Here is a 26,577-nt window from a genome sequence, read left to right on the forward strand (position 1 = left end):
GATGATTACGCCGCCTCAGCGGCGCCTCGATATGCGGCGCAGAGGACGCCGAACGCGACTCGTGAGCAAAGATGGCTCACCGTCTGCTTCGGAACACAACGACCATGTTGGCCCGCGGTTCGGGCGGCGTTGCAAATCGTCGAGAAGTTGCCAACGACGAGATCGCAACACCGTTGAAGCTACACGACGATGCGACGCCTCCTGCGAAGAGCATGAAAGTGATGGTCGAAGCGTGCTCGCTGGGTGACCGCCGAGGCGGCCGATGAGCGCCGGAGGGCGTGACGACATTGCTCTATACTCGCAGCTTTGCGACTTTCGGCTGGATCACGCAGCGCCCAGCTCCGCTCGCGATACGGTCGGATGGAGCACACGAAACTGCGCCGACAAACGATCCAGATGCATAGGAACAACTTTGACTTCTTAAGACTCGCGGCAGCAATGATGGTGCTGTTCGCCCACCAGTTTGCCTTGTTAGGTCACGAGCCACCCTCGCTCGGTGCGCGGCTGGACCCCGGTGCAGTCGCCGTCGCCACCTTCTTTGCAATAAGTGGCTTCCTGGTCGCCCAAAGCTGGACGGTCGACCCGCACGCATGGCGCTTCGCAGCAAGGCGCGTCCTACGGATCTGGCCGGCACTGATCTTGACCACAGTCGTCTGCGCGTTCGTACTGGGTCCGCTCGTTAGCACACTGCCCGCCAGCGCCTATTTCACATCGCATGAGACATACGCATATCTTTCATGGCTTCGGCTTCGCTCAACGTTCAATCTGCCTGGCGTCTTCGCTAATCTGCCTTATCCGAACGCAGTCAATGGCTCTTTGTGGAGCATTCCGCTCGAAGTCCATTGGTATCTGATATTCATTCTGATTGCACTGGTCGGATTGCTGCGCTACCGCTGGGCCGTGGCGGCTGCTACGCTGGCTTTCGCTGCCTATCACTTCGGTGTCTATCATGCGGAGACAAACGTACCGCAGTGGACCAACGAATACGGGTTGTTCTTCTGTGCAGGCGTAACGCTCTTCTTCCTCCGTGACTATTGGTCCGACAGAAAGCTTCTTATCGCACTCGGCCTAACGCTGCTTGCAGGAGGACTCGTCGCTTATGGGCATCGGCTCATTGCCATGTGGATTGCATGGCCTTTTCTTGTCGTGGCGTTCGGAACGTCGTCAACACCCATCCTTCGTGATTTCGGCCGGTTGGGAGACTTTTCATACGGTGTCTACATCTTCGCCTTCCCGGTTCAGCAAACGTTGATCTTGGCGACATCCGGGCGATGGTCGGTTAGCCAGTACCTCGCGTCGGCAACGGTGCTGTCACTCATGCTCGCAGCATTTTCATGGCATTGCGTCGAAGAGCCTGCATTGCGACTGAAGCCTCGTCGGCCCGCAGAGAGACCGAAACATCCCATTTCGACGCTCCTGTCGCCCATCAGGAGGTTGCGGACGAGGGCTCGATGATTCAGCGATGGAGATCTAAAACCGGGGTGCGCTGCTTCGCAGTGAATGCCTCAACCGCCGAAGTGCGGCCTCCGACTGTGAACTGCCTACTCTGCCCGGCTTGAGCCGGGCTTTTCTTTTCGAGGTCGCTTCGTCGCAACGACGAAGGCACGTAAGCGCCACTGAAATGCGGGTTTTCTCGGGCAGTCGAGTGACTTTAGGTCGTCTATGTTGCATATCCTGGCCGACCGCGCGTTTTCGAACGCCCTTTTCTTACTAATAGGATGCGGTAGCGATCCGCAACCGTTTGCGCGCAAGTGACTCTGGGATATGCCGCGTCGCTTCACAGTTTTGCCAATAACTCGGCGTATTTTCTGATGAACGGCTAATCGCCGTTTCGATGATCCTGTCCGCTCAACTATCTTAACCTTAGGTGAAGTCTTCCATGCGCCACTGGCCTCTGCTTGGCAAACCACTCTTCCTGGGTGGGTGTTTGTGCGTCGTGCTGACACTCTCGGCATGCGGCGGAAGCAGCTCCTCGTCCAACGTATCGGCGTCCGCTGCGTCGAGCTGTAACGCAAGTCACTGTGCACCGACTCCCTAAATCGTACATCTGAAAAATACAAACTACAGGCAAGCATGACTGATCAGTCCAAGCGGCGATTCCTTAAAGCGTCTCTTAATACAGCTGCCGCGGCAACGATGCTGTCCACTTTCCCTCCGGCAATTCGGCGAGCTCTGGCAATAGATGCGAACAATAAGACCGGGACAATAAAAGACGTCGAGCACGTCGTTCTGCTGATGCTGGAGAATCGTTCATTCGACAGCTACTTCGGCACGTTCAAGGGTGTTCGAGGCTACGGCGATCGCTTCGCTATTCCTTCACCCATCGCCCGGAATATCTTCTACCAAGAGTTCACCCAGGCCGGCACCAAAAAGACTCTCATTCCTTATCATCTCGACGAGGCGGCCGGCAATGCACTCCGGCCAGGAAGCACACTTCACACATGGCTCGACACTCAGGCCGCATGGGATAACGGAAGGATGGCTGCGTGGCCAACCGCCAAGAGTCCCTTGTCGATGGGCTATTACGAGGCAGCAGAGGTGCCCTTCCAACGCGCTCTCGCCGACGCGTTCACGTTATGCGAGGCTTATCACTGTTCGATGCATGCGGGCACAATCTCCAATCGTCTGTTCTATTGGAGCGGAACGAACGGGCCCCGAGGACTGAGGCCTTCTGACGACACACCGGTGACGGTGGCCGCACTGAACAATGAGTTCAACGTGGGAAACGGTATTGGACCGTCCACTGACGGCTGGACGTGGACGACATACGCCGACCGGCTGGAGCGTGCGGGCGTGACGTGGAAGGTGTATCAGAGCCTGCTCGACAACATGGGCTGCAACCAGATGTTAGGCTTTCGCCACTGGAGAGCGGCGATCGAGCGAATGCCCGAGGCGCGCCGTCCGGCTTTCGTCCCTGTCGCCAACCTCCAGCAGCCGTCCACCGCCGCCGGACCCGCCTACGATCCCGCAATCGACAACGCGCTGAGCCCCCTCGCGAAGGGCTTCGGGAACACGATGCCGCAGGGCTTCCTCGAGACGTTTAGGGACGACATACAGAAAGGCACCCTGCCGTCGGTGTCATGGATCATCCCTCCCTCGATGTACAGCGAGCATCCCGCTCCTTCCAGTCCGGTGCAGGGAAGCTGGTATGTACAAGAAGTGCTTGACGCGCTGACATCGAACCCGGACGTGTGGAGCAAAACAGTACTTCTCGTCAACTATGACGAGAACGACGGCTTGTTCGATCACGTTCCACCGCCGAGTGCGCCCTCGCATTTCGCTGATGGCACGCTCGCCGGCGGAAGCACCCTATCCGATAGCGACATGGCCTATGAGTACCACAATTTCCAACCCGCAACGAGCAGTCAGCCGCCCGTCGACGGCAGACCGTACGGGCCCGGAACGCGCGTACCAATGTTGGTCATATCACCGTGGAGCCGCGGGGGCTTCGTGAATTCGCAGGTTTTCGATCACACGTCCACGCTCATGTTCCTCGAACGGCGCTTTGGCGTAGTCGAGCCTCAGATCAGCCGTTACCGTCGCGCGATCTGCGGCGATCTGACGTCCTGTTTCGACTTCGTCGATCCCAACAACGCCAGCCTGCCGACGCTAGCAGGACGCACCACAAAGGCGGCGGCCGACGCGCTTGCGACAACGCAAGCCAAGGCGTCCGCCATCGAGATTCCGAGTGCAACAGAGCACTCAACACTGCCTCGCCAGGCAACCGGCACGCGGCCATCGCGGGCGCTGCCGTATGAACTGCACACGACAGCGCGTATCGCCGCAGGCAGACAGTCGGTGACGTTGGAATTCGCGAATGGAAGCACGAATGCTGCGGGCGCCGTGTTCCACGTGTACGACAAGAATCATCTCGACGTGCCGCCGCGCCGCTATGTCGTGGAGGCCGGGAAGACGCTCGCTGGCACGTGGACGATACCCGCTGGGGACAGCGGCCGGTATGACCTATGGATAGTCGGACCAAACGGCTATCATCGTCAATTCTCCGGCGATTTGCGTGACGTCAGTTCGGCGGCGAACCCAGAGATCCAGGTTTGCTACCAACCGTGCGACTCGTCATGGGTAATGGTCAAGCTGCATAACCGCGGCACCCAGGCGTGCACGTTCACCGTCGAAGCGCTCGCCTACCGCAACGACGGCCCGTGGACCGTGCTGGTTCCCGCTAACTCGGTGAGCGAACTCAGTTGGGCGGTGACTAACAGTGGAAACTGGTATGACTTTAGTGTGACCAGCAACGCATCTACTGCTTTCAAGCGCCGATTCGCTGGGCGAATCGAAAATGGCAAGGACCTCACATCGGATCCGGCCATGGGAGTCGTGGTGGCGTGATGGCGAAGACTGCTACTGGGCTCCGGACGATACGCGCTCGAAGGAGTAGACCTATTGACTTGAATCACGAGTCAATGCGCTTGGCGAGACGAAGGGGCGAGTACGTGCGGCACGCGGTGACTCAATTTCGCTGACGGGTCCGGGGCGCGGGCTCCATGACAACGAGCGGCGCGTCGCCGTGATCGAGCACAGGCGAGAGCCCTCGCCGTCGGCCAATTGCAACCGGTAGACCGCCCGCGATCGTTCTCAGACCCAACCGCAACCTCACCCAAACCGGTCGAACATCAATCGAGCGACGGCTTCGCCGCCATCGCCATGCCCGAGCGCCCCAGCGCCGTCACGCGATGCAACGTCACAAGACCGAGCACCGCCAGCACCGCGCCGAGCATGAAGTCGGTTTCCACGCCCGCATGGTCGACAATCGCGCCGCCGACGGCCGACCCCGTCGCAATGGCCACCTGAATGACGCTCACGAACATCGCGGAGCCGGCTTCCGGATAATCGGCCGTCCCGCTTTGGATCCACACGCTGAAGCACAGCGGCAGCGCGCCGAATGCAATGCCCCAGATCAGCATGGCGGCAGTCTCGCCGATGTGCGAATGCCCGAGAAGCAGCATCGACATGATTGCGGCGAGAAGCAGCACGATCATGGCGCCGACGGATTTGACGAGATGTTTCGCCACGATCATCGACATCAGCGCGTTAGAGAAGAAGCCGATAATGCCGAAGCCCAGCAGCAGCAACGTGATGGCGTTCAGCGAGAAGTCCTGCTCCAGCAACGGCGCGATATACGTGTAGGTCGAAAAATGCGCGCCGAAAGCGAACGCGACCATCACCATGCTGAGGCGCGCGTGCGGCCGCGCGAGCAGCGCCCGGAAGTCCTGAAGACGCAGCGCGGACGCGGACGGCAGCCGCGGCACGAGCAGCGCCTGAGCGATCAGCGCCACCGCGACGAGGCCCGCGGTCGCTGCGAACGAAAGACGCCACGACGCGAACGATGCGATGAAGATGCCGAGCGGCACGCCGATCACGGTGGCGAACGTCACGCCCGTGAGGATGATCGCCGTGGCTTTCGCCGCATCGTTGCCTTGCACGAGTCGCGGAGCCGCAGCCGTCGCGAGCGTCCAAAACCCGCCGAGCGCCGCGCCGAGCAGCGCGCGACCGACGAGCATCGTGATCAGGCCCGGCGCCATCGCGCAGACGACGTTGGAGACGAAGAGCACCGCCGTGAGCAGCAGAAAGACGTATCGACGGTCCATGCGGCCCGCACCGACGAGCAGCGTCGGCGCGAAGATGGCGGCCATCACGCCGGGCGTCGTCACCATCAGGCCCGCGACGCCCGGACTCACGCCCAGATCGTGCGCGATTTGCGGCAGCAGGCCGACCGGCAGGAATTCCGCCGTCACGAACGCGAATGCGCTCACTGCGACGGCGAGCACCGCGAGCCATTGACGCAGCGTGGTTGTCTGGCCATTCGATGTTCCGGAGTTCGTAGTGGTGTCGAGGTGCATAGGGATCGAGGCGAATAGGGAGCAACGCTTCGGCGTAGCGTTCGACATCGAACGGCCGGCGCGACGAATGCCACACTGTAGGGGTATACGCGATCACGAAAAAGGCCGGAGCCTCGAATTGACAATCCGGGGCGGGCGAACAATCGCGCGAAGAATTGAGGCGGGGGCTGGACGTGCGGCTGGGCGATTTGACCGAATAGGCAGGTCCCGTACGTCACGTTCTTACTGACGTCTCGCATCGTGAACGAAGCATGTCCTCTGCGTCGGATGTCGCCTCTTGTGAGCGATCGAGCCGCAGTAAGACAACGTTCGTCGAAGGCAGTTCAGTACCTCACGGGCGGCACGCTCATTAGCGTGTCGCAATGACATAGCGGGAACTCGGACCGGCGCGCCCTTCAGGTGCCGCCCATGTAAAACTCGTCGCGGTTATTGCCGCTCGTTCGAATGCAGATCGGCGACCGATACAGCGGCTCGGCATACTTCGTCCCCGGCAGTTCGTCGCGTATCTTCGTGAAGAGCGGCGCGAGGCCGTTGTCGAGCCACAAGCCCCAGATTGCATCGTGATGATCGGGCAGAAAGAGCTTGGGCTTGAATAACTGAAGATGCTGGAACGTGAAGCTCAACTGCGTTTCCGCGATCGGATGCGGCGTCCACGGAAAGATACCGACATCCACGCCCGGCGCCACGCTCGTCGCAAGCTGCAACTCTTCGGGGCTGGGATTGCTCACGCTGTCGAACCACACGATCTTGAAGCCGTTCGGGAACGTGAACGTGAAGCCCATCGTGCCTTGCGTGACGATGTTCGGATCGCTCGATCCGCGCGCCGAGACGGCATCGTGTTGCTGCTGTTCGGCGGCGGTCAGCGGTGGCGCATCGAGCGCGTAGAGCGCGGCGAGTTGGGTCGTCAATCCGGCTTCGATCGTGCTGTGGATGATATGCGTCGGCGTGATGCTGATATCGCCATACGTGAACTTCTCGGTGTTGTTGCCCGTCACCGTGGTGGTCTGCGCGACAGGCACGCCGAGCACCTGCGCTTCCTTCGTCGTGATCGCGGAGCCGATGACCTGTGCCTTCGTCTGCGCGGCGACTGCGGCGACATCGCTGATGTGATCGGAATGCGCGTGACCGATCAGTATCACGTTCGCCTTTTGCACCTGCGACACGGTGAAGCCGAGCGGCGCGGTGCGCGCGGGCCGCTCGTAGTACGTGTCCATGATGACGACCACGCCGTGATACGCGAGCTCGTAGTTCGCGGTGCCGAGCCAGCGCAGCACTGCGGTGTCGCCTTGCGGAAGCGGCCCGCCTTGCGATGCGGGAACGAGACTCTGACACGCGGGATCGGACGCGAGCGGCGCGTCCGCCGCGTTGGCCGGCGTGATGCCGGAGTCGTGGTCGTGACCGCACGCGGATAGCAACGAGGTCGATGCAATCAGCGCCGCAATCAAGGTTCGCAAATGGCCAGCCCTTCTCATGACATGTCTCCTTGGTGGACTACCGACAGAAAACCTGAATCCTCGGGTCATGCGAAAGCTGGCTTCGAAACGATACTAGTCCTCGAAAAACGCGCGCGTCTATATGCCCTGCAGCATTTACTTCAGAGCGAATGCGCGCTATGTTCGACACGTCACGACAGTGCTCGCAGCCGTCTGCGAGAAGCATGCGACGCAAGCTGTCGACACCGCGCAATACCGCCGAAAAAGCCTTACGCCAGCGCCATCAGCCGGGCCGGCGCGACGTTGCCTTCCATTGAGCGGAGGAATAGCGTTACTTATGCCCAGGTGTCCATCTCCGTCGAGGAAGACTGTCTAAACGCGCAAGAGACGACGCGGCCGAATCGCGCACGCGTCGCCGTCGACGCGCTCTACGAGCAATTGGAGGAAACGGCGGTGCTCTGATCAATCCGCCGCAGCGGCCGCAGCAACGAACTGCGTCATACAGGCCGACATACGCTGTCTAAACAGGTGGACATCTCAGGAGACAACCATGGCTGGCGTAGGAAGCGAAAAGGTATTCGAGAACGACAAAGTCATCGTATGGAACTTCGTGCTTCAACCGGGCGAAGAGACGCCGGTTCATACGCATGAGCACTCGTACATGTGGTACGCAATAGAAGGCGCGCCGCTCCATATCTATGACAAGGACGGCGCGGACTTAGGCATCTTCGAAGTACCGACGGGCGCCGTGTATTCGCTCAAATGCGAGGGCGGCCATCTCGAAGTGCTGTCGGAACTCGGCAAGGGCGCCCGCGTGCCGGCCACGCACAAGGCGCGCAATGACGGCGCGCGGCCGTATCGCGAAGTGCTCGTCGAATACAAGGACGCCATGCCGGCTAGCTGAAGCAAGCTCAGGGTCTCGGCTGCCTGACTGAACGCGCCAAGATCTGATCCGCTGTTTGGTCAGCGCGTGTTAGGGTCATGAACCGCTTTCGGTACTCCGAAGGCGTCACGCCTACATGCTTGACGAAGGTGCGCCGCAACACATCCGCATTCGCGAACCCGCATTTCGCAGCGAGCTGTTTCGGCGCATCGCCGCGCGTCTCGATGAGATTGCGCGCGGCCGCCACACGCGCAGTTTCCACCCAGACCGCCGGCGTCACGCCCACTTCGGCCTGAAAGAGCCGGGCAAAATGGCGCGGGCTCAAATGGGCATGCGCGGCCATGCTGGCCACGCTATGGTCGAGCTCGGGCCGCGCCGCGACGAGCCGCTGCACTTCCTGCAAGACCGAGCGGCCCGCTGGCTGCGCGCGGCCTTTTCGGCTGAACTGCAATTGTCCGCCGGGGCGCTTGAAGAACATGACGAGCTGACTGGCGACGCGCATCGCGATCTCGCGCCCGAGATCTTCCTCGACGAGCGCGAGCGCCAGATCAAGGCCGGCCGTCACGCCCGCAGCCGTGCGCAGTTTTCCATCGCGTACATAGAGCGCGTCCGGCTCCGCGGTCACGGTCGGATAGCGGCGCGACAATTCGTCGATGCAAGACCAGTGAGTCGTGACGCGCCGCTTCTCCAGCAAGCCCGCTTCGGCAAGAATGAACGCGCCGGTGCATACGGAGCCAAAGCGTTTCGATCGCTTCGCAACCGTCCTGAGCCACTCGCGCAATGTGTTCGAGATGGTCATGCTCGACGCGTGAGGCGCGCCCGCCACGAGCAGCGTATGCAGTGCAACGAAGTCGTCGCCGACTACCTCGTCCGGCAGCAGCCGCGCGCCTGACGAGCTTTTTAACTGCCCAGCCCGAGTGCCGACGATCTTCAGGTCGTATTCGTCGCGACCAGTCTCGACGTTGGCTTGCGCGAATACATCGAGCGGTCCGCAGACGTCGAGCATCTGCACGCCGGGCACCGCAAGGATGGCGATTGTCTTGGCCATGACAGCATGATTCTCCAGGTCCGAATGTCGCGCGAAATGGCAGGATTCGGCGTTTCACGCGCAACAGTGCCAACGATACCACGCCTGACAATAGTGCTCATCAACCTCAGGAGAACATCATGAGCACTCACGCGAATACCGTTGCCATTCCGGATAGCCAGCTTGCCCGGGCGATCACGGAGTTCGTCCGCGATACGGAGACGGAGCTTCTTTTCAATCATTCGAGCCGCGTGTATTGCTTCGGCGCGCTTGCCGGCCAGCGGCGCGGCGTGAAGTTCGACGCGGAACTGCTCTACGCCGGCGCCATGTTTCACGACATGGGCCTCATGCCTTCGCACAGCAGCCAGACCGAGCGTTTCGAAGTGGACGGCGCGAACGCCGCGCGCGACTTTCTGAGGCAGCACGGCATCGCACCCGCCGACATCGACCTCGTGTGGACCGCCATCGCGCTTCATACGACACCGGGCGTGCCGCAACATATGCATCCGGTGATCGCGCTGGTGACCGCGGGAGTCGAGATGGACGTGCTCGGTCTCGCTTACCCGGAGTACAGCGAGGCGGAAAGAACCGCTGTCGTCAGTGCGTATCCGAGGACCGAGCACTTCAAGGAGGACATCATTCAGGCGTTCTACGACGGCATCAAACACAAGCCTCACACGACGTTCGGGAACGTCAAGGCCGACGTCATCGCGGACAAGGAACCGCGCTTCCGGCCGGGCAACTTCTGCTCGGTGATCCGCCATTCGGCGTGGCGCGGGTAGGCGTCGGGGTTGCGCGAGCGTTAGAGCACGGCGAGCCAGCCGCCGTCGACATAGATGATCTGTCCGTTCACATAGCTCGATGCGGGCGACGCGAGATAGACCGCCGTGCCGACGAGTTCTTCCGGCTTGCCCCAGCGCCCTGACGGGTTGCTGCTCTTGACCCACCGGTCCAAGTCGGCGTTGTCGACAAGCGCCTGATTCATGTCGGTGAGGATATAGCCGGGGCCGATCGCGTTGGCCTGGATATCGAACGGCGCCCACTCGGCGCTCATGGCGCGTGTGAGCATCTTGATGCCGCCCTTGGCAGCCGTATAGGGCGCCACCGTCGCGCGTGCCCCTTCGCTCGTCAATGAGCCGATATTGATGATCTTGCCGCCGCGCTTGCGCTCGATCATGCGCCGCGCCGCTTCTTTCGCGACGATGAACGCGCTCGTCAGATTGGTGTCGATCACGCGTTGCCAGTCGGCGAGCGCGAGTTCGATCATCGGCTTGCGGAATTGAATGCCCGCGTTGTTCACGACGATGTCGACTTCTATGCCTTGCGCGTCCCACGCTGCGAATGCGGCCGCAACGGATGCCTCGTCGGTGACGTCGAAGGCCTGGCCGCATGCTTCGAAGCCTTGCGCGAGCAGTCGGCTCACGGCAGCATCGACAGTCTCGGCCTTCGTCCCGTTGACGATGACGCGCGCGCCAGCCGCCGCGAAGCCCTTCGCGAGCGCATAGCCGATGCCGCGCGCCGAACCCGTGACGAGCGCCGTGCGGCCGCTCAGATCGAACAACTTGTTCATTGCTGTTTCCTTATGATGGACGCACATGCGCCGAGGCCGGTCCGAAAGGCCTGCCATCTTCGCGGCGCTGTAACGATAGCGCTTGCTCGGAGAAAGTATCGCCCCGGCGCGGCGCAGCGCCGCGCGCTCGTCGAACTCTTTCTGCGCGCGTCCGATAAGCGCGAGCGCGGTGGTCGGCCTCCTACTGCGGACAATAACGGAAGACCGCATGCTGCGTCTGATGAACGAACGGGCTGTCGCACGCCGTGAGCATCGCGCCGTTGAACGCAAGATCCGCGCACGCAACTGCCCTGCCCCGCGACGGCCCGATGCATCGCATTGAATGCGAATCATCGTCGTGCACCACGCCCGCGCAAACCAGCAGCACGATAGTGCCGTGAGGCCGCCGCACTTGAAGCATGCCTTTGGCGTACAGCGCGTTCATGCTTTGCCGAATAGTAATACGGCTGACTCTATCGCCGGTTGATCGCGCACTTGCCGGTGCGAAGTCGGCATCGAATGCGACCCGTTCCACACATCCTGCGAACGATCCGGAAGATAGCGGAGAGCCATACAAGGGAGCAATCAGGCTCGACCCTGCGCCTAAGCGACTAAATCACAGCGGCCGCGAAGAGGAGGCACGTCCGCTGCTAGCAGACTCCGGTTGGCGCGTTGCGCCGCGCAACTACGTGGGCTCCGGAGGACGCTGACACATGAACATCGACCGCGACTTACCAGCCGACGCGTACCGGATCGTCTTCAGGCTGCTGCCGAGCCCTTGTCTGCTGCTCTCGGTCGACGAGGGCTACACGATCCTGGATGCGAACGAGGCGTACCTGCGCGAGACCGTCAGCGAACGCGAGCATCTGGTCGGCCGCCCGGTGTTCGACGCGTTTCCCGACAACCCCGAAGATCAGAAGACGCAGGCAACCAGAATTCTCGGCGAGTCGCTGGAACGCGTGATCCGGCTGCGTCGCACGGATGCAATGGCCTTGCAGCGTTACGACGTGCCGGACAGATCGAGCGATACCGGCGCGTTCATCGTGCGGTACTGGAGTCCGATCAATATTCCGCTCTTGAATCCGGATGGCTCCGTGGGATACATCATTCATCGCGTCGAGAACGTCACCGACTTCGTGATGGACGTACACAGCCGCACGACGGCGCTGCAGATTCCGGCAAGCGATCGCACAAGCAAACACGTCGAAAGCGAATCGGAGTTGATTCGTCGAAGCCGGCAGCTATCGAATTCGAACCAGGAACTACGCAGGCTGAGCGAAGAGGCGTTCGCGCTCGCGGCCCGGCTGAAGGACGAGAGCATCAGAAAGGACGAGTTCCTCGCGATGCTCGGTCATGAGTTACGCAACCCGCTGGCGGGTCTCGCATCGGCGTTTCAGCTTATCGACAGGACCGATGCGGAGCAAGGCGTGCCGCAGGAAATCGGCTCGCTGATCAACCGCCAGATCGGCACGCTCACGCGTCTCGTGGACGATCTGCTCGATGCGTCGCGTGTTTCGCGTGGCACCATCCGGCTGCATCGTGAGCCGATCGATCTGCGCATGGTCATCGAAACGGCCGCCTACTCGGTGCGAAAAGAATTCGAGGCCAAAGGACATTCTCTCGTCATCGACCTCGCGCCGGGCGATTACGCGATGAACGGCGACGCCACGCGCTTGCAGCAAGTGGTCGCCAACCTGCTCTCCAACGCGGTCAAGTTCACGGACCCGGGCGGCAACATCGGCATGCGTTTGTCCGCGAGCAAGGCGAACGAAGAACGCCGGGCCGTGCTCATCGTCGAGGACAACGGGCGTGGCATTCCGGCGCGCCATCTCGAGTCCATCTTCGAGCTGTTCGCGCAAGTCAATACAACGCTCGACCGCGCCGAGGGCGGTCTCGGCATTGGTCTGAATCTCGCGCGCCGGCTCGTGGAATTGCACGACGGCACGCTCGTCGCGCGGTCCGAGGGCGAAGGCAAAGGCAGCCGGTTCATCGTCGATCTTCCGCTCTTGATGGAAGCGCAGCGGCTCGTTCCGGCGCCCGAGCAGCTGGTCTTTCACGGCGATCAGGACGTCTCCATTCTGCTCGTGGAAGACAACGACGACGTGCGGGCGGCGACTGCCGCAATGCTGGAGTCGCTCGGCTACACGGTCGCGACTGCGTCCGACGGCACGCGCGGCGTGGACGCGATGGTGGCCCAGACGCCGATGGTGGCCATCGTCGATATCGGCTTGCCCGGCATCGACGGATTCGAGGTGGCGCGGCGCGCGAAGGACATGCTCGGAATCAAGCGTCCGCATCTGATCGCGCTGAGCGGCTACAGCGGCCCCGAAGTGAGCGAGCGCGCCATCGAAAGCGGCTTCGACGATGTCTTCGTCAAGCCGATCGATCTCGGATTGCTGCAGCGATCCATTCACAGTGTCATGGCGAAGCACCATGCGGCGAAGTTAGGGTTAGGGGAAGCGAGCACGTGACTCGCTTGCCTTGATTCGAAGGATGCCTAACGACTGCTATCGAGGCAAGCCGATGACCCTGCCCGCATAGATCGCGTCCGTCGCGGCGATCGTCGCCTGTGCCGCAATGATCGCCGCGATGTCTTCATCGAACGAAGCGGCCTTCGGCGCGCCGCTCGTGTCGATATGCATGAGCATCTGTTCGCAAGCGGACGCAGGCTCGACGCTCTCGCCCTCGAACATCTGCAAATACAGATGAATGCGCTTCCTGTCGTGCGCGATGACGCGCGCATCGACTCGCACGGCCGCGCCTTCCTTCAGTTCGCGCAGATAGCTGACATGCGCCTCCAGCGTGTAGAGCGTGCGATGCCGCGCGCGCCGCTCGGTGTCTCCGAGACCGATGTCGTCCATGAAAGCGTCCGTTGCGAGACTGTAGATCAGCATGTAGAAGGCATCGCGCAGATGCCCGTTATAGTCGACCCACTCGGGCCTCACCGTGTCGCGATAAATCATCTGTCAGTCCTCGATGCCATGACGCGCCTTGGCCTCTGCAATCGCCGCGATCACGCTCGTGATGCAGTCGTCGCGATACCGTTCCAGATCCTTGATGGTGCGTCCCTTCGTCTGCTTCGCGGTGCCATCCACTACTCGGTCGATGAGTTCATCGGTCAACTCGGGCGCGACGAGCTTCGTCCACGGCAGTTCCAGCGCCGGCCCGAACTGCTGCATGAAATGCCGCATGCCCGCTTCGCCGCCCGCGAGCGTGTAGGTCAGAAACGTTCCCATGAACGACCAGCGAATGCCCGCGCCGTAGCGAATGGCGTCGTCGATCTCGCCGGTCGTCGCCACGCCTTCATTCACGAGATGCAGCGCCTCGCGCCACAACGCCTCGAGCAGTCTGTCGGCGATGAAACCGGGCACCTCGGCACGCACGCGTAACGGCCGCATGCCGATGGAAGCATAGAACGTCATGGCGGCGTCGATCGATTCTTCCGATGTGCTGCCGCCGCCCAGCACTTCCACGAGCGGCAGCAGATACACCGGGTTGAACGGATGCCCGACGACGCATCGCTCGGGGCGAACCGCACTCGCATAGAAGTCGCTCGGCAAAAGTCCCGATGTCGACGACGCAATGATCGCCTCGGGTTTCGCCGCGCGGCTCACGCGTTCATGCAGCGCGAGCTTCAGGTCTTCGCGCTCGGGCGCGCTCTCCTGTATGAAGTCCGCGTTGGCGACGCACTCCTCCACGCTCGACACAACGCGCAGCCGTTGCTGCGAGGCGCCCGCCGCCAGCCCGACGCGCTCCAGCGCGGGCCATGCGTTCGCGACATTCGCGCGGACCACCGCTTCGGCGTTCGGCGCCGGGTCCCACACGGTGACATCGAGACCATGCGCGAGGGCGCGCGAAACCCATCCACTACCGATGACGCCCACGCCCAGCGCGGCGAATTGCTTGACTTGCATGTGCTCGCTCCTTCGGTGCTCACGCGAATTGTTCGACTGCGCGCTTTTCCAGCGCACGCTCGCCCCGCGCCGGCAAGCCGAGTTTCCTGCGCCCCTCGGCGGGCGTCAGCGCGCGGCCCCCCAAGCGTTCGATGATCTCGACGGCCCGCTGCACCAGCGTTCCGTTGCTCGCCGGCACGCCGCGATCCAGCCACAGATTGTCTTCGAGACCGACGCGCACATGGCCGCCGAGCAGCATCGCCTGCGCGACCATCGGCATCTGCATCCGGCCGATGCCGAAGCCGGCCCAATGCGCGCCGGGCGGCAAGTTGTCGACCATCGCCTTCATCGTGCCCGTGTCGGGCGGCGCGCCCCACGGAATGCCCATGCACAGCTGGAAGAGCGGCGGCGCATCGAGCAGACCCTCTTTGAGCAGTTGATTGGCGAACCACAGGTGGCCCGTATCGAATATTTCGAGTTCGGGCTTCACGCCCAATTCCTGTATCCGCTTCGCGCCCGCTCGCAGTTGCGCGGGCGTCGAAACGTAGATGTAGTCGCCATCGCCGAAGTTGAGCGTGCCGCAATCGAGCGTGCATATCTCGGGCAGCAACTCCTCGACATGCGCAAGACGCGTGAGGCCACCGACCAGATCCGTGCCCTTGCCGAAGCGCATCGGCTCTTCGCCCGGACCGATCTCCAGATCACCGCCCATGCCCGCCGTCAGGTTGATGATGACATCCACGTCCGAAGAACGGATGCGGTCCACCACCTCGCGGTAGAGCGCGGGATCGCGGCTGCCTCGTCCGGTGTGAGGATCGCGCACATGGCAATGCGCGACGGTCGCGCCGGCGCGCGCGGCTTCGATGGCTGCGTCGGCAATCTGCTTCGGCGTCACCGGAATCGCGGGATGCCTGGTGGTCGTGTCGCCCGCTCCGGTGACTGCGCAAGTAACGATGACTTCGTAGTTCATGTTTATCTGCATACCTAAGTACTTCGGAAAGACCGGTGAACGCGTCACCGGGGCGCAAATCAGAGACCGAGATACTGTTTGACCGCGGGCAGACCGTCCTTTCCATCGACGGTCTTCACGCCCGCAAGCCACGAGTCGAGCAGTTGCGGGTTCTGCTTGAGATACGCCTTGGCTGCGTCGGCGGGGCGTTCCTTGTTCATCACCGGCTGCATGAGGCGGTTCTCGAGGTCGGTCGTGAAGCGCAGATTCTTCACGAGCTTGCCCGCGTTCGGGCAGCGCGCGAGGAAGTCCGGGTTGGTCAGCGTATAGACGCGCGCTTCGCCATAGTTCGGGCCGAACACGTCGTCTCCGCCCGCCAGATAGTTGATCTTCATCTGGATGTTCATGGGATGCGGCTCCCACGCGAGGAACACCACCGGCTTTTTCTCGCGGATCGCGCGTTCCACGGTCACGAGCATTCCTGCTTCGCTCGATTGAACCAGCTTGAAACCGCCGAGACGGAACTGGTTGGTGTCGATCATCTTCTGAATCTTGGCGTTCGCGCTGCTGCCCGGTTCGATGCCGTAGATCGTGCCATCGAGCTCGTCCTTGTGCTTCGCGATATCGGCAAAGCTCTTGATGCCCGCGTCGTACGCATAGCTCGGCACCGCGAGCGTCGCCTTCGCGCCCGAGAGATTGGGCGGCTCGATCTTGTCGATGCTCTTCGCATCGAGAAACGGCTGCACCGCCTTTTCCTGCACCGGCCACCAGTAGCCGAGCGACACGTCGATCTGTTTGTTCTTCAGGCCCGCGAGCGAGATCGGCACCGATGCGACCGTGGTGCGCGGCGTATAGCCGAGCCCTTCGAACAGCACGGACGCGAGCGCCGTCGTCGAGGTGATGTCCGTCCAGCCGATATCGACGAAGCGCACGGTGCGGCAGGTCGCATCATCGTTCGCATAGGCGACGTGCGCGGCGCATGCGGATGCTACGAGAAGCGAGAGCAGGCGAAGTTTCATGGTGGCGTGACCGTCGAAAGAACGTGTGTAGAAAGTACCGCTGCATTAAACCACCGGAACGCCTCATTGCGACCACGAATTGACCGCGAGCGACCTGCGGGTTTACAGGGACACGCCCGATTGCGCGGGCTTTTTGCACTTGATAGCGTGGCTGATCGCTGACTGGTGCCCTTTCTTCCGATGCCCGTCCCTCAAGACTTCCACTTCCTGCTGCTGCCGCAGTTCTCGTCGATCGGCTTCATGTCGGCGATCGAGCCGCTGCGCGTGGCGAACCGCTTCAGGGGCGAGCTGTATCGCTGGCACATTGTTTCGGTCGATGGCGGGCCGGTCGTCGCGAGCAACGGCATTTCGCTCAATGCGGAGCGTTCCATCGACGAAGCCGCCGATGCGCGCACGCTCATCGTCGTCTCGGGATTCGAGCCGCTCGCCGCGTACACGCGCGGCATCGGCGAGTGGCTGCGCAAGCTGGATCGCGCAGGCGCGACGCTCGGCGGCATCGATACGGGGAGTTTCATTCTTGCCGAAGCGGGGCTGCTCGGGGGCAAGCGCGTGACCTTGCATTGGGAGGCGCTGGCGGCATTCGCGGAGCAGTATCCGTCCCTCGAAACGAGCCAGGAGATCTTCGAGATCGACGCGCGACGCATCACCTGTGCGGGCGGCACGGCATCCATCGACCTGATGCTCGATCTGATCGCCCGCGATCACGGCGCGGAACTCGCCGCGCAAGTCTCCGAGCAGTTCGTGCTCGGGCGCATCCGTCAGCGCAGCGATCATCAGCGCATGAAGATCGCCGCGCGTTACGGCATTCATAACCGCAAGCTGATTCAGGTGATCGGCGTGATGGAGCAGCACATGGAAGAGCCGCTTGCGCCCGATGCGCTGGCCGAATCCATCGGCGTCACGCGGCGACAGCTCGAACGCCTATTCTGCTCGGCGCTGAAGGACACGCCGACGCATTTCTATCTCGGCCTGCGTCTCGCGCGCGCCCGGGAACTCCTTCAGCAAACCGACATGTCAATTCTCGCGGTCTGTGTCGCATGCGGCTTCGAATCGCCTTCGCATTTTTCGCGGACGTACCGGGCGCGCTTTAATGCGAGCCCGCGGCAGGACCGCAGCGCCGTGCGCGCCGCGATCACCGCCCGGGCCGCGTGACGTCAAAACGAGTGCCGCATGCCGACGCGCACATCGGCCTGCGTGTTCGACGTCGACGGCGTGAAGCTGTAGCCGATGACCGCGTCGACCGGGCCGGAAGAACGCAGGTAATCGCCGGAGATATAGACGTCGGTGCGCTTCGACAAGAGATAGTGCAGCCCGAGCGATCCCTGATTCCAGTGATTGCCTTCGAATCGCGTGTGCTGGTAGCCGCCGTAGAGCGCGATATCCGGCCTGAAGTTATACGAAGCGCCCGCTTCGTAGACTCGCATGTACGACGTCACGCCCAGACCCTTGATGCTCGTCCACGTGAAATTGCCCGACACCATCAGATCGCCGATCGTCCACGCGGCGCCCATTGCCAACGCGCCTTGCTTGTCGGTCGGAAACGCGTTCGTGCTGTAGAGGTCCGTGCGCGCGCCCGTCACGGGATCGATGCTGACGACAGGCTGCCCAAGGAACGTATGCGCGCCGATCATCGCGTACGGATCGAACGCATAGATGCCATTGGGGTTATTCAATTGCGTATAGGCGATGCCTAAGCTAAACGTATTCGCGGCGTAGTGTCCGCCCACGCTCCATGCGCTATTGCGATGGAAATTGCCCGCCACGTTGCCGAACGAATACATGCCGCCGAACGTGAAGCCGCCATAGTTGCTGGACAGGAACTTCACTGAGTTCGGCAGCCGGTCGCCGTTCATGCGGTCGAAGTCGCCCTGGTGGATCGCATAGCCGCTCGCCCACGCAGAGATGTTGTACAGATAGACGAACTCTTCGGTCATATCCAGCTGATTTCCGAACGACACTTGGCCCCACTCTTTGCTTGCGAGACCCACGTACGCCTGACGGCCGAACTCCGCGCCGCCGAATGCGTAGCTCCCGTTGCCGAGATGGAAGCCCGATTCCAGCGCGAACACCGCTTGCAGACCGCCGCCCAGATCTTCCGTTCCGCGAAAGCCGATACGGTTGCCGTAAGAGATGCCGTCGTCGAACTTCACGACATGCGAACCGCCGGTGTTGTTCACATAGGTAATGCCTGCGTCGATAATGCCGTAGAGCGTCACGCTGCTTTGTGCTTGTGCTTGAAGAGGCGCGATGGACGCGCTTGCTGCGAGGACGAAACCGGTGATGCACGACGCGCGTCGTGCGTGGCGTTGTACGGCATTCGGTGTGTTCATCAGCGTGTCCTTTTTATTGTGGATCGACACGTAAAGTAAATTGCCATATACGTGGTGGCTCGACTAATTGCGACGCAAATGTGTTCAGTTGCGACGAAATCGCGCTGCACGCGTCGGCGCAGTGAGTCTGTTACTTCACGCCGAGCGCGCTCTGAACCGCTTCCAGTCCATTGCCGCCGTTAGCCGTGGTCACGCCTTCGAGCCATGTCTTGAGGAGCGCGGGATTGCGCTTGAGCGCATCGGTTGCAGCCGAATCGATCTTCCGCTTCTTGTCCAGCACGTCGGAGATGACGCCGTTCTCCAGATCGACGTCGAACGCCATCTGCCGGAACAGACGCCCGACGTTCGGGCATTGCTGTTCGTAGCCGCTGCGCGAAACGGTGTTCACCGTCGCGCCGCCGAAGTTCGGACCGAGATACTTGTCGCCGCCATCCAGATAGACGAGCTTGAACTTCGTGTTCATCAGATGCGGCTCCCACGCGAGGAACACGATGAACTTCTTGTCGCGGATGGCGCGCTCGACTTGCGTCAGCATGCCGGTTTCGCTCGATTCCACCACCTTCCAGTCGCCGAGACCGAAGGCTTTGTCGTCCACCATCTTCTTGAGGTTCTGATTGGCCGGCGCGCCCGGCTCGATGCCGTAGATGCGCTTGTCGAACTTGTCGGCGTTCTTCTCCAGGTCCGCGAATGAGTGCACGCCGGCCGCCGCCACATAGTCCGGCACGGCAAGCGTGAACTTGGCGTTGGTCAGGTTCGGCCGCACTACGTCGATGGATTTCTCGTCGACGAACGGCTTCACGAGCGGCGCCTGCGCGGGCATCCAGTTGCCGAGGAACACGTCGATCTGCCCTTTCTTCAAGCCCTGATACGTGATCGGCACCGAGAGATTCGCGACGTCCTGCCGGTAGCCGAGCGCCTTCAGCACGATGCCGCTCATCGCGTTGGTCGCGTCGATGTCGGTCCAGCCGGGATCGGCCATGCGCACCTGCGTGCAGGACGGCGGATCGGCAGCGAATGCGGCCGACGCCGCGCAGCCGAGCGCGGTATATAAAACTGCCTGAAATAGGACTGTTTTCATCTGCGTTCCTGTCGGTGAGTGCGGTTGATGGTCAAGCGGCTTCAGTGCTCGACGGCGGGAAAGCGCGCCATCGCTTCGAGATCGTCGAGGTCGAGATGATTGCGCATGTAACGCTGGCTCGCATCGACGCGAGGCTGCCAGTCCCACGATTGAATCGCCCCGCGCGTGGTCGACGCGAAATGGAAGTGACGGCGGCGCTGGCTCGCCAGCACGTCGCGATGCAACGCGTCGAGGTCCCAGCGGCGCGCCACTTCCTCGCGAAACGCGGCAACGAGCTCGCGGTGCCGTTCGTCCTCCGCGAGATTGCTGCGCTCGAACGGATCAGCGTCCAGGTCATAAAGCTGGTCGGGATCGACCTTCGTATGAATGAACTTGTACGCCCCGCGCCGGATCATGACGATCGGCGCGATGGCGCCTTCGGCCAGATACTCGCCGATCGCTTCGTCATGACCGCCCGTTCCCGTCAGATGCGGCATGAGGCTGCGTCCGTCGATGGCGTCGGGCCAGTCGTGCGGCTGCGCGTTGCTCGCGAGCTCGACGAGCGTCGGCAGCAGATCGAGATGCGAGACCGAGTCGGCGACGCGATGCGCGTCGAACCGCCCCGGCCGATGCACGATGAGCGGCACGCGGCAGCCGCCTTCGAAGAAGGTCATCTTGTACCAGAGGTTGCGCTGTCCGAGCATCTCGCCGTGGTCGGAGGTGACGATGATCGTGGTGTCGTCCGCGAGTCCGGCCTGTTCCAGCGCTTCCAGAATGGCGCCGAACTGGTCATCGACATACGACACCGCGCCGTAGTACGCGCGCCGCGCGTTGCGGATTTGCTGGTCGGTCGGCGGCGTGCGATCGGCTTCGTACACGTGACGCAGACGCCGCGAATGCGGATCGCTCGCTTCTAGCGAGTCGCGATGAAGCGGCATGTCCACATCCTCATCGCGGTACATGTCCCAGTATTTGCGCGGTATCGCGTACGGATCGTGTGGATGCGTCAGCGACGCCACCATCAGAAAGGGCCGCGCGTCCTTGCCCGCTTGCCGCTCGCGGGCGATGTCGAAGAGCTTCTGGCGAGTGGTGAACGTCACTTCGTCGTCGAAGTCGAGTTGATTGGTGCGCACGCACGGACCCGCATCGATGACGGAACTCATGTTGTGATACCACGATGGGCGCGTGTCGAAGTCGCGCCAGTCGGGCGTCCAGCCGAAATCGGCGGGATAGATATCGGTAGTGAGACGCTCTTCGAAGCCGTGCAACTGATCCGCGCCGCAGAAGTGCATCTTGCCCGACAGGATCGTGCGATAACCCTCGGCGCGCAGATAATGCGCGAAGGTCAGCGTCTCGGACGGAAACTCGGCGGCGTTGTCATAAGCGCCGATCTTCGAGGGCAGCTTTCCCGCCAGCAAGGAGAAACGCGACGGCGCGCACAGCGGACTCGCGCAGTACGCCGATTCGAACACCACGCCGCGGCGCGCGAGCGCGTCGATATGCGGCGTCTTCGTGACGCGATTGCCGTACGCGGCGAGCGCGAACGGCGTGAGTTGATCGGCCATCAAAACAAGGATATTTTGTTTCGCTTCAAGCATGGAGCACGCCTCGAATAGAATCGGATGCCGGAATCCGCGCGCCGGGGGTGTTCGCGCAACGCCACTATTGCCGTCCGATTTTCGTCTGTGAAGACGACATTTCGTTATGCGCTCATAAGGAGCCGTTATGCCGCGACAAGACCGCCTGCCGCCCATGCAGGCGCTGCTGATGTTCGAATCCGCCGCGCGGCTCGCGAGCTTCACGGCCGCTGCGCGCGAACTCGGCTCGACGCAGCCCGCGGTGAGCCAGCGCGTCGTGCAACTGGAAGAAGCGCTCGGGACGGCGCTTTTCGAGCGCGGCCATCGCGGCGTGACGCTCACCGAAGACGGCACGCGCCTCTTCGACGCGGTGCGTCAGGGCCTCGACGTCATCCGCCAGGCCACGGGCGATATCCGCTCGCGCCGTGCCCAGCGCGCGCTCACCTTGTCGACCGACTTCGGCTTCGCCACCTACTGGCTCATGCCGCGCCTGCCGCAATTCAAGGCGCTGATGCCCGATGTCGACGTGAAGATCATCACGTCGCAACAGATGCCGAGTGCGTCCGGCGACGGCGCGGACGTGGCCATCGTGTTCGGCGACGTGCACGCCGACTGGGGCGCGCGCCGGGCCGTGAAGCTGTTTCCCGAACGCGTCACGCCCGTATGCAGCCCCACGTTCGCGGCCACGCACGACACGTCCGATCTCTCGCGGCTACCGCTGTTGCACGTCGAGCGCACGCAGCCGGAGCGGTGGCTCTCGTGGCACGCGTGGTTCGACGCGCACGGACAAGCCGCGCCGCCGATGCATGGCGGACTGACCTTCAACAGCTACGCCCTCGTCGCGCACGCGGCGGTCATGGGCCAGGGCGTCGCGCTCGGCTGGTCGCCGCTCATCGACGAACTGGTTTCCACGGGGCAGCTCGTCGCGTTGAGTGAGACCTCGCTCGTCACCGATCGCGGCTACATGCTGCTCACGCAACGCGAAGAACCGCCCGCCGTGCGCGCCTTCCAGGACTGGCTGCTGGACGAGTGCGACGCAATGGTCTGACGCAAAGGGATCGCGTTTTTCTTGCCGTTTTTGTTGATTGACCGTTCAATATAGAAAAAGTAGCATGTGCCGACGCTCTGGTAAATGCCAAGGGCGGCCGTGCTCTCACAGGTCGATCAACCATGCCCAAGCTTGGAATGCGCGAGCTTCGTCGCGCGCAACTTATCGATGCCACGTTGCTGACCATCGACGAAGTCGGACTCACGGGCGCCACGCTCGCGACGGTGGCGCAGCGCGCGTCGATTTCGACGGGCATCGTGAGCCATTACTTCGGCGACAAGGACGGGCTGCTGGAAGCCACCATGCGCCATGTATTGCGATCCTTGTGGCAAGGCACCTCGCGCCGGCGCAAGGCCGCGAAGCCCGATGCACGTTCGAAGCTGCGCGCAGTCGTCGCCGCGAACTTCGACGTCGAGCAGGTCAACGGACCGGTCATGAAAACGTGGCTCGCATTCTGGTCCGAAAGCATGCACAAGGAACAACTGCGGCGCTTGCAATACGTGAATACGCGCCGTCTTTACTCGAACCTCTGCGCCGACTTCTCGCGCGTGTTGAGCCGCGCTGCCGCGCGCCGCGCCGCGACGGGACTCGCGGCGCTGATCGACGGTCTGTGGTTGCGCGGCGCGCTCGCGGGCGAACCGTTCGATACGAAGAGCGCGCTGCGCGTCTCGTACGACTACATCGATCTCATGATCCAGCCACGCGACTGATCCCCTCAACGCACTCAGGAGACGCAGGCGATGCCCCTTTTCGACGAGCAACGGCTTTACATCGGCGGCGAATATGTCGATGCGACGAGCGGCGAAACCTTCGAGACGTTCGATCCCGCCACAGGTGAAAGCCTCGCGCGCGTGCAGCAGGCGTCGCAGGCCGACATCGACCGGGCGGTGCGGTCAGCGCAGGCCGCGCAGCAGGAATGGGCCGCGTTGACGGCGATGCAGCGCTCGCGCATTCTGCGTCGCGCGGTGGACTTGCTCCGCGCGCGCAACGATGAACTCGCCGCGCTCGAAACACGCGATACGGGCAAGCCGATCGCCGAGACGCGCGCCGTGGATATCGTCACGGGCGCGGACGTTATCGAGTATTACGCGGGGCTCGCGACAGCCATAGAAGGCGAGCAGATACCGCTGCGCGAAGCGTCCTTCGTTTATACGCGGCGCGAGCCCATCGGCGTCTGCGCGGGCATCGGCGCGTGGAACTATCCGATACAGATCGCATGCTGGAAGTCGGGGCCCGCGCTCGCGGCCGGCAACGCGATGATCTTCAAGCCGAGCGAAGTCACGCCCTTGAGTGCGTTGAAGCTCGCGGAAATCTACACGGAAGCGGGCGCGCCGCCGGGCTTGTTCAACGTGGTGCAAGGCGATGCCCGCGTCGGCGCGATGCTCGCGGAGCACGCGGGCATCGACAAGATATCGTTCACCGGCGGCGTCGAGACCGGCAAGAAGGTGATGGCGCGCGCGGGCGGCTCCACGCTCAAGGACGTGACGATGGAGCTCGGCGGCAAGTCGCCGCTGATCGTCTTCGCCGATTCGAACCTCGACCGCGCCGCCGATATCGCGATGAGCGCGAACTACTTCAGCTCGGGGCAGGTATGCACCAACGGCACGCGCGTGTTCGTCGAGCGCGGTGTCATGGCAGAGTTCGAACGTCTGGTGCAGGAACGGGTGAAGCGCATTCGCATCGGCTCGCCGGAAGATCCGGATACCAACTTCGGGCCGCTTGTGAGCGCCGCGCAGATGCACAAGGTGCTCGGCTACATCGACGAAGGCAAGCGCGAAGGCGCGCGGCTCGTTGCAGGCGGCGAGCGTCTGACCGATGGCGCGTTCGCTCGCGGCAACTACGTGGCGCCGACCGTATTCGCGGATTGCCGCGACGACATGCGCATCGTGCAGGAAGAGATATTCGGTCCGGTCATGTGCATTCTTCCGTTCGACGACGAGGCCGAAGTCATCGCACGCGCGAACGACACGGTCTATGGGCTCGCGGCGGGCGTCGTGACCGAGAACCTGTCGCGCGCGCACCGCGTGGTGCATCGGCTGCATGCGGGCATCTGCTGGATCAATACGTGGGGCGAATCGCCTGCTGAGATGCCCGTTGGCGGATACAAGCAGTCCGGCATCGGTCGCGAGAACGGCATCGTCACCCTGCACGCCTATACGCGCATCAAGTCGGTTCAAGTGGAACTCGGACCGTATCAACCCGTGTTTTGAGGAGCATGCCGATGAGCGCGAAAGAGTTCGACTACATCATCGTCGGCGCGGGTTCGGCGGGCAACGTGCTCGCGTCCCGTCTGACCGAAGACCAAGACGTGACTGTGCTGCTGCTGGAAGCAGGCGGTCCCGATTACCGATTCGATTTCCGCACGCAGATGCCGGCCGCGCTCGCGTATCCGCTGCAAGGACGCCGCTATAACTGGGCCTACGAAACGGAGCCTGAGCCGCATATGAACAACCGCCGCATGGAATGCGGACGCGGCAAGGGGCTCGGCGGATCGTCGCTCATCAACGGCATGTGCTATATCCGCGGGAATGCCCTCGACTACGACAACTGGGCGTCGATGCCGGGGCTCGAAAACTGGAGCTACCTCGATTGCCTGCCGTACTTCCGCAAGGCCGAGACGCGCGATATCGGCCCGAACGAATACCACGGTGGCGACGGCCCGGTGCATGTGACGACGAGCAAGCCCGGCAACAATCCGCTTTTCGCGGCGATGGTGGAAGCCGGCGTGCAGGCGGGCTATCCGCGCACGGACGATCTCAACGGCTATCAGCAAGAAGGCTTCGGCCCGATGGATCGCACCGTCACGGCGAACGGCCGGCGCGCGAGCACCGCGCGTGGCTATCTCGACCGCGCGAGGCATCGGGCCAATCTCACCATCGTGACGCATGCCGCAACGGACCGCGTGCTCTTTTCGGGCAAGCGCGCAATCGGCGTCGCGTATCTGCATGGCGGGCAGCGCGAGACGGCGCATGTGCGTCGCGAAGTGCTCGTATGCTGCGGTGCGATTGCGTCGCCTCAGTTGTTGCAACGCTCCGGCGTAGGGCCGTCTTCGTGGCTGAAGGAACTGGAGATCCCGTTGGTGCATCACTTGCCGGGCGTCGGCGAGAACCTTCAGGATCATCTGGAGATGTACATGCAGTACGCATGCAAGGAACCGGTGACGCTCTACCCTGCGCTGAAGTGGTGGAACCAGCCGGCTATCGGGCTCGAATGGATGGTCAAGGGAACCGGCATCGGCGCGACCAATCATTTCGAAGCGGGCGGCTTCATCCGCACGCGCGACGACGATCTCTGGCCGAACATTCAGTACCACTTCCTGCCCGTCGCGATCAATTACAACGGCTCGAATCCCATCGAGATGCACGGCTTTCAGGCGCACGTCGGCTCCATGCGCTCGCCGAGCCGCGGCCGCGTGAAGATCAAGTCGCGCGATCCGAACGCGCATCCGAGCATCCTGTTCAACTATATGGCCGATCCGCTGGACTGGCGCGAGTTCCGCGACGGAATCCGCATCACGCGGGACATCATGCGGCAGCCGGCGCTCGCGCGCTATCGCGGCGAAGAGCTGCATCCCGGCGCCGATGCAATGAGCGATAGCGAACTCGATGCCTTCGTGCGCGCGAAGGCGGAGACCGCATATCACCCTTCTTGCTCGTGCAAGATGGGCTATGACGACATGGCGGTCGTCGACGCCGAGGGACGCGTGCATGGCATGAGTGGCCTGCGCGTCGTGGACGCATCGATCATGCCGCAGATCATGACGGGCAACCTGAACGCCCCGACCATCATGCTCGCGGAGAAGATCGCGGACCGCATTCGGGGCATCGCGCCGCTTCCTAAAGTCAATACTCCTTATTTTGTGGCTGACAGCGCCAGAAAGCAGCGCGATTCTGTGGGCGCAAAAGCGCCGCTAAGGTCCGTCGTCAGCGTCAAAGAGCTTTAAAGCAAGCAGCA

Annotated in this window: 21 protein-coding genes; 10 read left to right on the forward strand and 11 right to left on the reverse strand. The window is 62.5% G+C overall.

The window, feature by feature from the left end:
• Window positions 1–396: 396 nt before the first annotated feature.
• Complete coding sequence (locus HWX53_RS18305) at window positions 397–1,455, forward strand: acyltransferase (RefSeq protein WP_279612505.1); 1,059 nt, start codon at window positions 397–399, stop codon at window positions 1,453–1,455.
• Window positions 1,456–2,073: 618 nt separating this feature from the next.
• Window positions 2,074–4,347 (forward strand): phospholipase C, phosphocholine-specific, encoded by a 2,274-nt coding sequence (locus HWX53_RS18310; RefSeq protein WP_175943417.1) that lies wholly within the window; start codon window positions 2,074–2,076, stop codon window positions 4,345–4,347.
• Between the two features lie 284 nt (window positions 4,348–4,631).
• On the opposite strand, the gene HWX53_RS18315 is transcribed toward HWX53_RS18310, so the two are convergent.
• Together HWX53_RS18315 and HWX53_RS18320 are read right to left on the reverse strand one after the other, a co-directional pair.
• On the reverse strand, window positions 4,632–5,858 hold the full coding sequence (locus tag HWX53_RS18315; RefSeq protein WP_175943419.1) for an MFS transporter: 1,227 nt from the start codon (window positions 5,856–5,858) through the stop codon (window positions 4,632–4,634).
• Window positions 5,859–6,253: 395 nt separating this feature from the next.
• On the reverse strand, window positions 6,254–7,330 hold the full coding sequence (locus tag HWX53_RS18320) for an MBL fold metallo-hydrolase (RefSeq protein ID WP_175943421.1): 1,077 nt from the start codon (window positions 7,328–7,330) through the stop codon (window positions 6,254–6,256).
• 511 nt (window positions 7,331–7,841) lie between these two features.
• On the opposite strand from HWX53_RS18320, the gene HWX53_RS18325 reads away from it, so the two are divergent.
• The gene (locus HWX53_RS18325) at window positions 7,842–8,195 is read left to right on the forward strand and encodes a hypothetical protein (RefSeq protein WP_175943423.1); all 354 of its coding nucleotides are present in this window, start codon (window positions 7,842–7,844) and stop codon (window positions 8,193–8,195) included.
• A 7-nt stretch (window positions 8,196–8,202) separates the two neighbouring features.
• Here HWX53_RS18325 and HWX53_RS18330 read toward each other — a convergent pair whose 3' ends face one another.
• On the reverse strand, window positions 8,203–9,222 hold the full coding sequence (locus HWX53_RS18330) for a DJ-1/PfpI family protein (RefSeq protein WP_175943425.1): 1,020 nt from the start codon (window positions 9,220–9,222) through the stop codon (window positions 8,203–8,205).
• Window positions 9,223–9,341: 119 nt separating this feature from the next.
• Between HWX53_RS18330 and HWX53_RS18335 the strand changes: the two genes are divergently transcribed.
• Window positions 9,342–9,983 carry an HD domain-containing protein gene (locus HWX53_RS18335; RefSeq protein WP_175943427.1) on the forward strand — a complete coding sequence of 214 codons (642 nt, stop codon included), beginning with the start codon at window positions 9,342–9,344 and terminating at the stop codon, window positions 9,981–9,983.
• A 20-nt stretch (window positions 9,984–10,003) separates the two neighbouring features.
• Here the strand turns inward: HWX53_RS18335 and HWX53_RS18340 are convergent, their stop codons facing one another.
• Window positions 10,004–10,771, reverse strand: a complete 768-nt coding sequence (locus HWX53_RS18340) for an SDR family oxidoreductase (RefSeq protein ID WP_175943429.1) — start codon at window positions 10,769–10,771, stop codon at window positions 10,004–10,006.
• A gap of 692 nt (window positions 10,772–11,463) precedes the next feature.
• On the opposite strand from HWX53_RS18340, the gene HWX53_RS18345 reads away from it, so the two are divergent.
• Window positions 11,464–13,221: an ATP-binding protein gene (locus HWX53_RS18345; protein WP_175943431.1), complete on the forward strand. Its 1,758-nt coding sequence runs from the start codon at window positions 11,464–11,466 to the stop codon at window positions 13,219–13,221.
• A 36-nt stretch (window positions 13,222–13,257) separates the two neighbouring features.
• On the opposite strand, the gene HWX53_RS18350 is transcribed toward HWX53_RS18345, so the two are convergent.
• Genes HWX53_RS18350 through HWX53_RS18365 form a run of 4 tightly spaced genes read right to left on the reverse strand, consistent with a single transcriptional unit; the run spans window position 13,258 to window position 16,611 of the window.
• On the reverse strand, window positions 13,258–13,713 hold the full coding sequence (locus HWX53_RS18350; RefSeq protein ID WP_175943433.1) for a thioesterase family protein: 456 nt from the start codon (window positions 13,711–13,713) through the stop codon (window positions 13,258–13,260).
• Window positions 13,714–13,716: 3 nt separating this feature from the next.
• A complete protein-coding gene (locus HWX53_RS18355; RefSeq protein ID WP_175943435.1) occupies window positions 13,717–14,664 on the reverse strand; it encodes an L-carnitine dehydrogenase in 948 nt (315 codons plus the stop codon).
• Between the two features lie 19 nt (window positions 14,665–14,683).
• A complete protein-coding gene (locus tag HWX53_RS18360; RefSeq protein ID WP_175943437.1) occupies window positions 14,684–15,613 on the reverse strand; it encodes a 3-keto-5-aminohexanoate cleavage protein in 930 nt (309 codons plus the stop codon).
• Window positions 15,614–15,672: 59 nt separating this feature from the next.
• Window positions 15,673–16,611: a choline ABC transporter substrate-binding protein gene (locus HWX53_RS18365; RefSeq protein ID WP_175943439.1), complete on the reverse strand. Its 939-nt coding sequence runs from the start codon at window positions 16,609–16,611 to the stop codon at window positions 15,673–15,675.
• 180 nt (window positions 16,612–16,791) lie between these two features.
• Here HWX53_RS18365 and HWX53_RS18370 point away from each other — a divergent pair, with 180 nt between their 5' ends.
• The gene (locus tag HWX53_RS18370; protein ID WP_175943441.1) at window positions 16,792–17,763 is read left to right on the forward strand and encodes a GlxA family transcriptional regulator; all 972 of its coding nucleotides are present in this window, start codon (window positions 16,792–16,794) and stop codon (window positions 17,761–17,763) included.
• A 2-nt stretch (window positions 17,764–17,765) separates the two neighbouring features.
• Here HWX53_RS18370 and HWX53_RS18375 read toward each other — a convergent pair whose 3' ends face one another.
• The 3 genes from HWX53_RS18375 to betC form a co-directional block, all read right to left on the reverse strand.
• On the reverse strand, window positions 17,766–18,941 hold the full coding sequence (locus HWX53_RS18375) for a porin (RefSeq protein ID WP_175943443.1): 1,176 nt from the start codon (window positions 18,939–18,941) through the stop codon (window positions 17,766–17,768).
• A gap of 130 nt (window positions 18,942–19,071) precedes the next feature.
• Window positions 19,072–20,019, reverse strand: coding sequence for a choline ABC transporter substrate-binding protein (locus HWX53_RS18380; RefSeq protein WP_175943446.1), 948 nt, complete (start codon window positions 20,017–20,019; stop codon window positions 19,072–19,074).
• 41 nt (window positions 20,020–20,060) lie between these two features.
• Window positions 20,061–21,596: a choline-sulfatase gene (betC, locus tag HWX53_RS18385; protein WP_175943447.1), complete on the reverse strand. Its 1,536-nt coding sequence runs from the start codon at window positions 21,594–21,596 to the stop codon at window positions 20,061–20,063.
• A gap of 127 nt (window positions 21,597–21,723) precedes the next feature.
• Between betC and HWX53_RS18390 the strand changes: the two genes are divergently transcribed.
• The 4 genes from HWX53_RS18390 to betA all read left to right on the forward strand — a co-directional run bounded on the left by HWX53_RS18390 (window position 21,724) and on the right by betA (window position 26,566).
• Window positions 21,724–22,623, forward strand: a complete 900-nt coding sequence (locus tag HWX53_RS18390; RefSeq protein WP_175943449.1) for a LysR family transcriptional regulator — start codon at window positions 21,724–21,726, stop codon at window positions 22,621–22,623.
• 122 nt (window positions 22,624–22,745) lie between these two features.
• Complete coding sequence (betI, locus tag HWX53_RS18395; RefSeq protein ID WP_175943451.1) at window positions 22,746–23,333, forward strand: transcriptional regulator BetI; 588 nt, start codon at window positions 22,746–22,748, stop codon at window positions 23,331–23,333.
• Between the two features lie 30 nt (window positions 23,334–23,363).
• Window positions 23,364–24,833: a betaine-aldehyde dehydrogenase gene (betB, locus tag HWX53_RS18400; RefSeq protein WP_175943453.1), complete on the forward strand. Its 1,470-nt coding sequence runs from the start codon at window positions 23,364–23,366 to the stop codon at window positions 24,831–24,833.
• A gap of 11 nt (window positions 24,834–24,844) precedes the next feature.
• Window positions 24,845–26,566: a choline dehydrogenase gene (gene betA, locus HWX53_RS18405; protein WP_175943455.1), complete on the forward strand. Its 1,722-nt coding sequence runs from the start codon at window positions 24,845–24,847 to the stop codon at window positions 26,564–26,566.
• Window positions 26,567–26,577: the final 11 nt, after the last annotated feature.

This window comes from Caballeronia sp. BCC1704 (assembly GCF_902833455.1).
Classification (GTDB): Bacteria; Pseudomonadota; Gammaproteobacteria; order Burkholderiales; family Burkholderiaceae; genus Caballeronia.

Excerpts from the sequence above, each read along its gene's own strand:
- HWX53_RS18315 (WP_175943419.1), bottom strand. The coding sequence starts at position 5,858 with ATGCACCTCGACACCACTACGAACTCCGGAACATCGAATGGCCAGACA.
- HWX53_RS18310 (WP_175943417.1), top strand. The coding sequence starts at position 2,074 with ATGACTGATCAGTCCAAGCGGCGATTCCTTAAAGCGTCTCTTAATACA.
- HWX53_RS18355 (WP_175943435.1), bottom strand. The coding sequence starts at position 14,664 with ATGCAAGTCAAGCAATTCGCCGCGCTGGGCGTGGGCGTCATCGGTAGT.
- HWX53_RS18365 (WP_175943439.1), bottom strand. The coding sequence starts at position 16,611 with ATGAAACTTCGCCTGCTCTCGCTTCTCGTAGCATCCGCATGCGCCGCG.
- betC (WP_175943447.1), bottom strand. The coding sequence starts at position 21,596 with ATGCTTGAAGCGAAACAAAATATCCTTGTTTTGATGGCCGATCAACTC.
- HWX53_RS18360 (WP_175943437.1), bottom strand. The coding sequence starts at position 15,613 with ATGAACTACGAAGTCATCGTTACTTGCGCAGTCACCGGAGCGGGCGAC.
- HWX53_RS18320 (WP_175943421.1), bottom strand. The coding sequence starts at position 7,330 with ATGAGAAGGGCTGGCCATTTGCGAACCTTGATTGCGGCGCTGATTGCA.
- HWX53_RS18390 (WP_175943449.1), top strand. The coding sequence starts at position 21,724 with ATGCCGCGACAAGACCGCCTGCCGCCCATGCAGGCGCTGCTGATGTTC.
- HWX53_RS18305 (WP_279612505.1), top strand. The coding sequence starts at position 397 with ATGCATAGGAACAACTTTGACTTCTTAAGACTCGCGGCAGCAATGATG.
- HWX53_RS18375 (WP_175943443.1), bottom strand. The coding sequence starts at position 18,941 with ATGAACACACCGAATGCCGTACAACGCCACGCACGACGCGCGTCGTGC.
- betA (WP_175943455.1), top strand. The coding sequence starts at position 24,845 with ATGAGCGCGAAAGAGTTCGACTACATCATCGTCGGCGCGGGTTCGGCG.
- betB (WP_175943453.1), top strand. The coding sequence starts at position 23,364 with ATGCCCCTTTTCGACGAGCAACGGCTTTACATCGGCGGCGAATATGTC.
- HWX53_RS18340 (WP_175943429.1), bottom strand. The coding sequence starts at position 10,771 with ATGAACAAGTTGTTCGATCTGAGCGGCCGCACGGCGCTCGTCACGGGT.
- HWX53_RS18335 (WP_175943427.1), top strand. The coding sequence starts at position 9,342 with ATGAGCACTCACGCGAATACCGTTGCCATTCCGGATAGCCAGCTTGCC.
- betI (WP_175943451.1), top strand. The coding sequence starts at position 22,746 with ATGCCCAAGCTTGGAATGCGCGAGCTTCGTCGCGCGCAACTTATCGAT.
- HWX53_RS18330 (WP_175943425.1), bottom strand. The coding sequence starts at position 9,222 with ATGGCCAAGACAATCGCCATCCTTGCGGTGCCCGGCGTGCAGATGCTC.
- HWX53_RS18345 (WP_175943431.1), top strand. The coding sequence starts at position 11,464 with ATGAACATCGACCGCGACTTACCAGCCGACGCGTACCGGATCGTCTTC.
- HWX53_RS18370 (WP_175943441.1), top strand. The coding sequence starts at position 16,792 with ATGCCCGTCCCTCAAGACTTCCACTTCCTGCTGCTGCCGCAGTTCTCG.
- HWX53_RS18350 (WP_175943433.1), bottom strand. The coding sequence starts at position 13,713 with ATGATTTATCGCGACACGGTGAGGCCCGAGTGGGTCGACTATAACGGG.
- HWX53_RS18325 (WP_175943423.1), top strand. The coding sequence starts at position 7,842 with ATGGCTGGCGTAGGAAGCGAAAAGGTATTCGAGAACGACAAAGTCATC.
- HWX53_RS18380 (WP_175943446.1), bottom strand. The coding sequence starts at position 20,019 with ATGAAAACAGTCCTATTTCAGGCAGTTTTATATACCGCGCTCGGCTGC.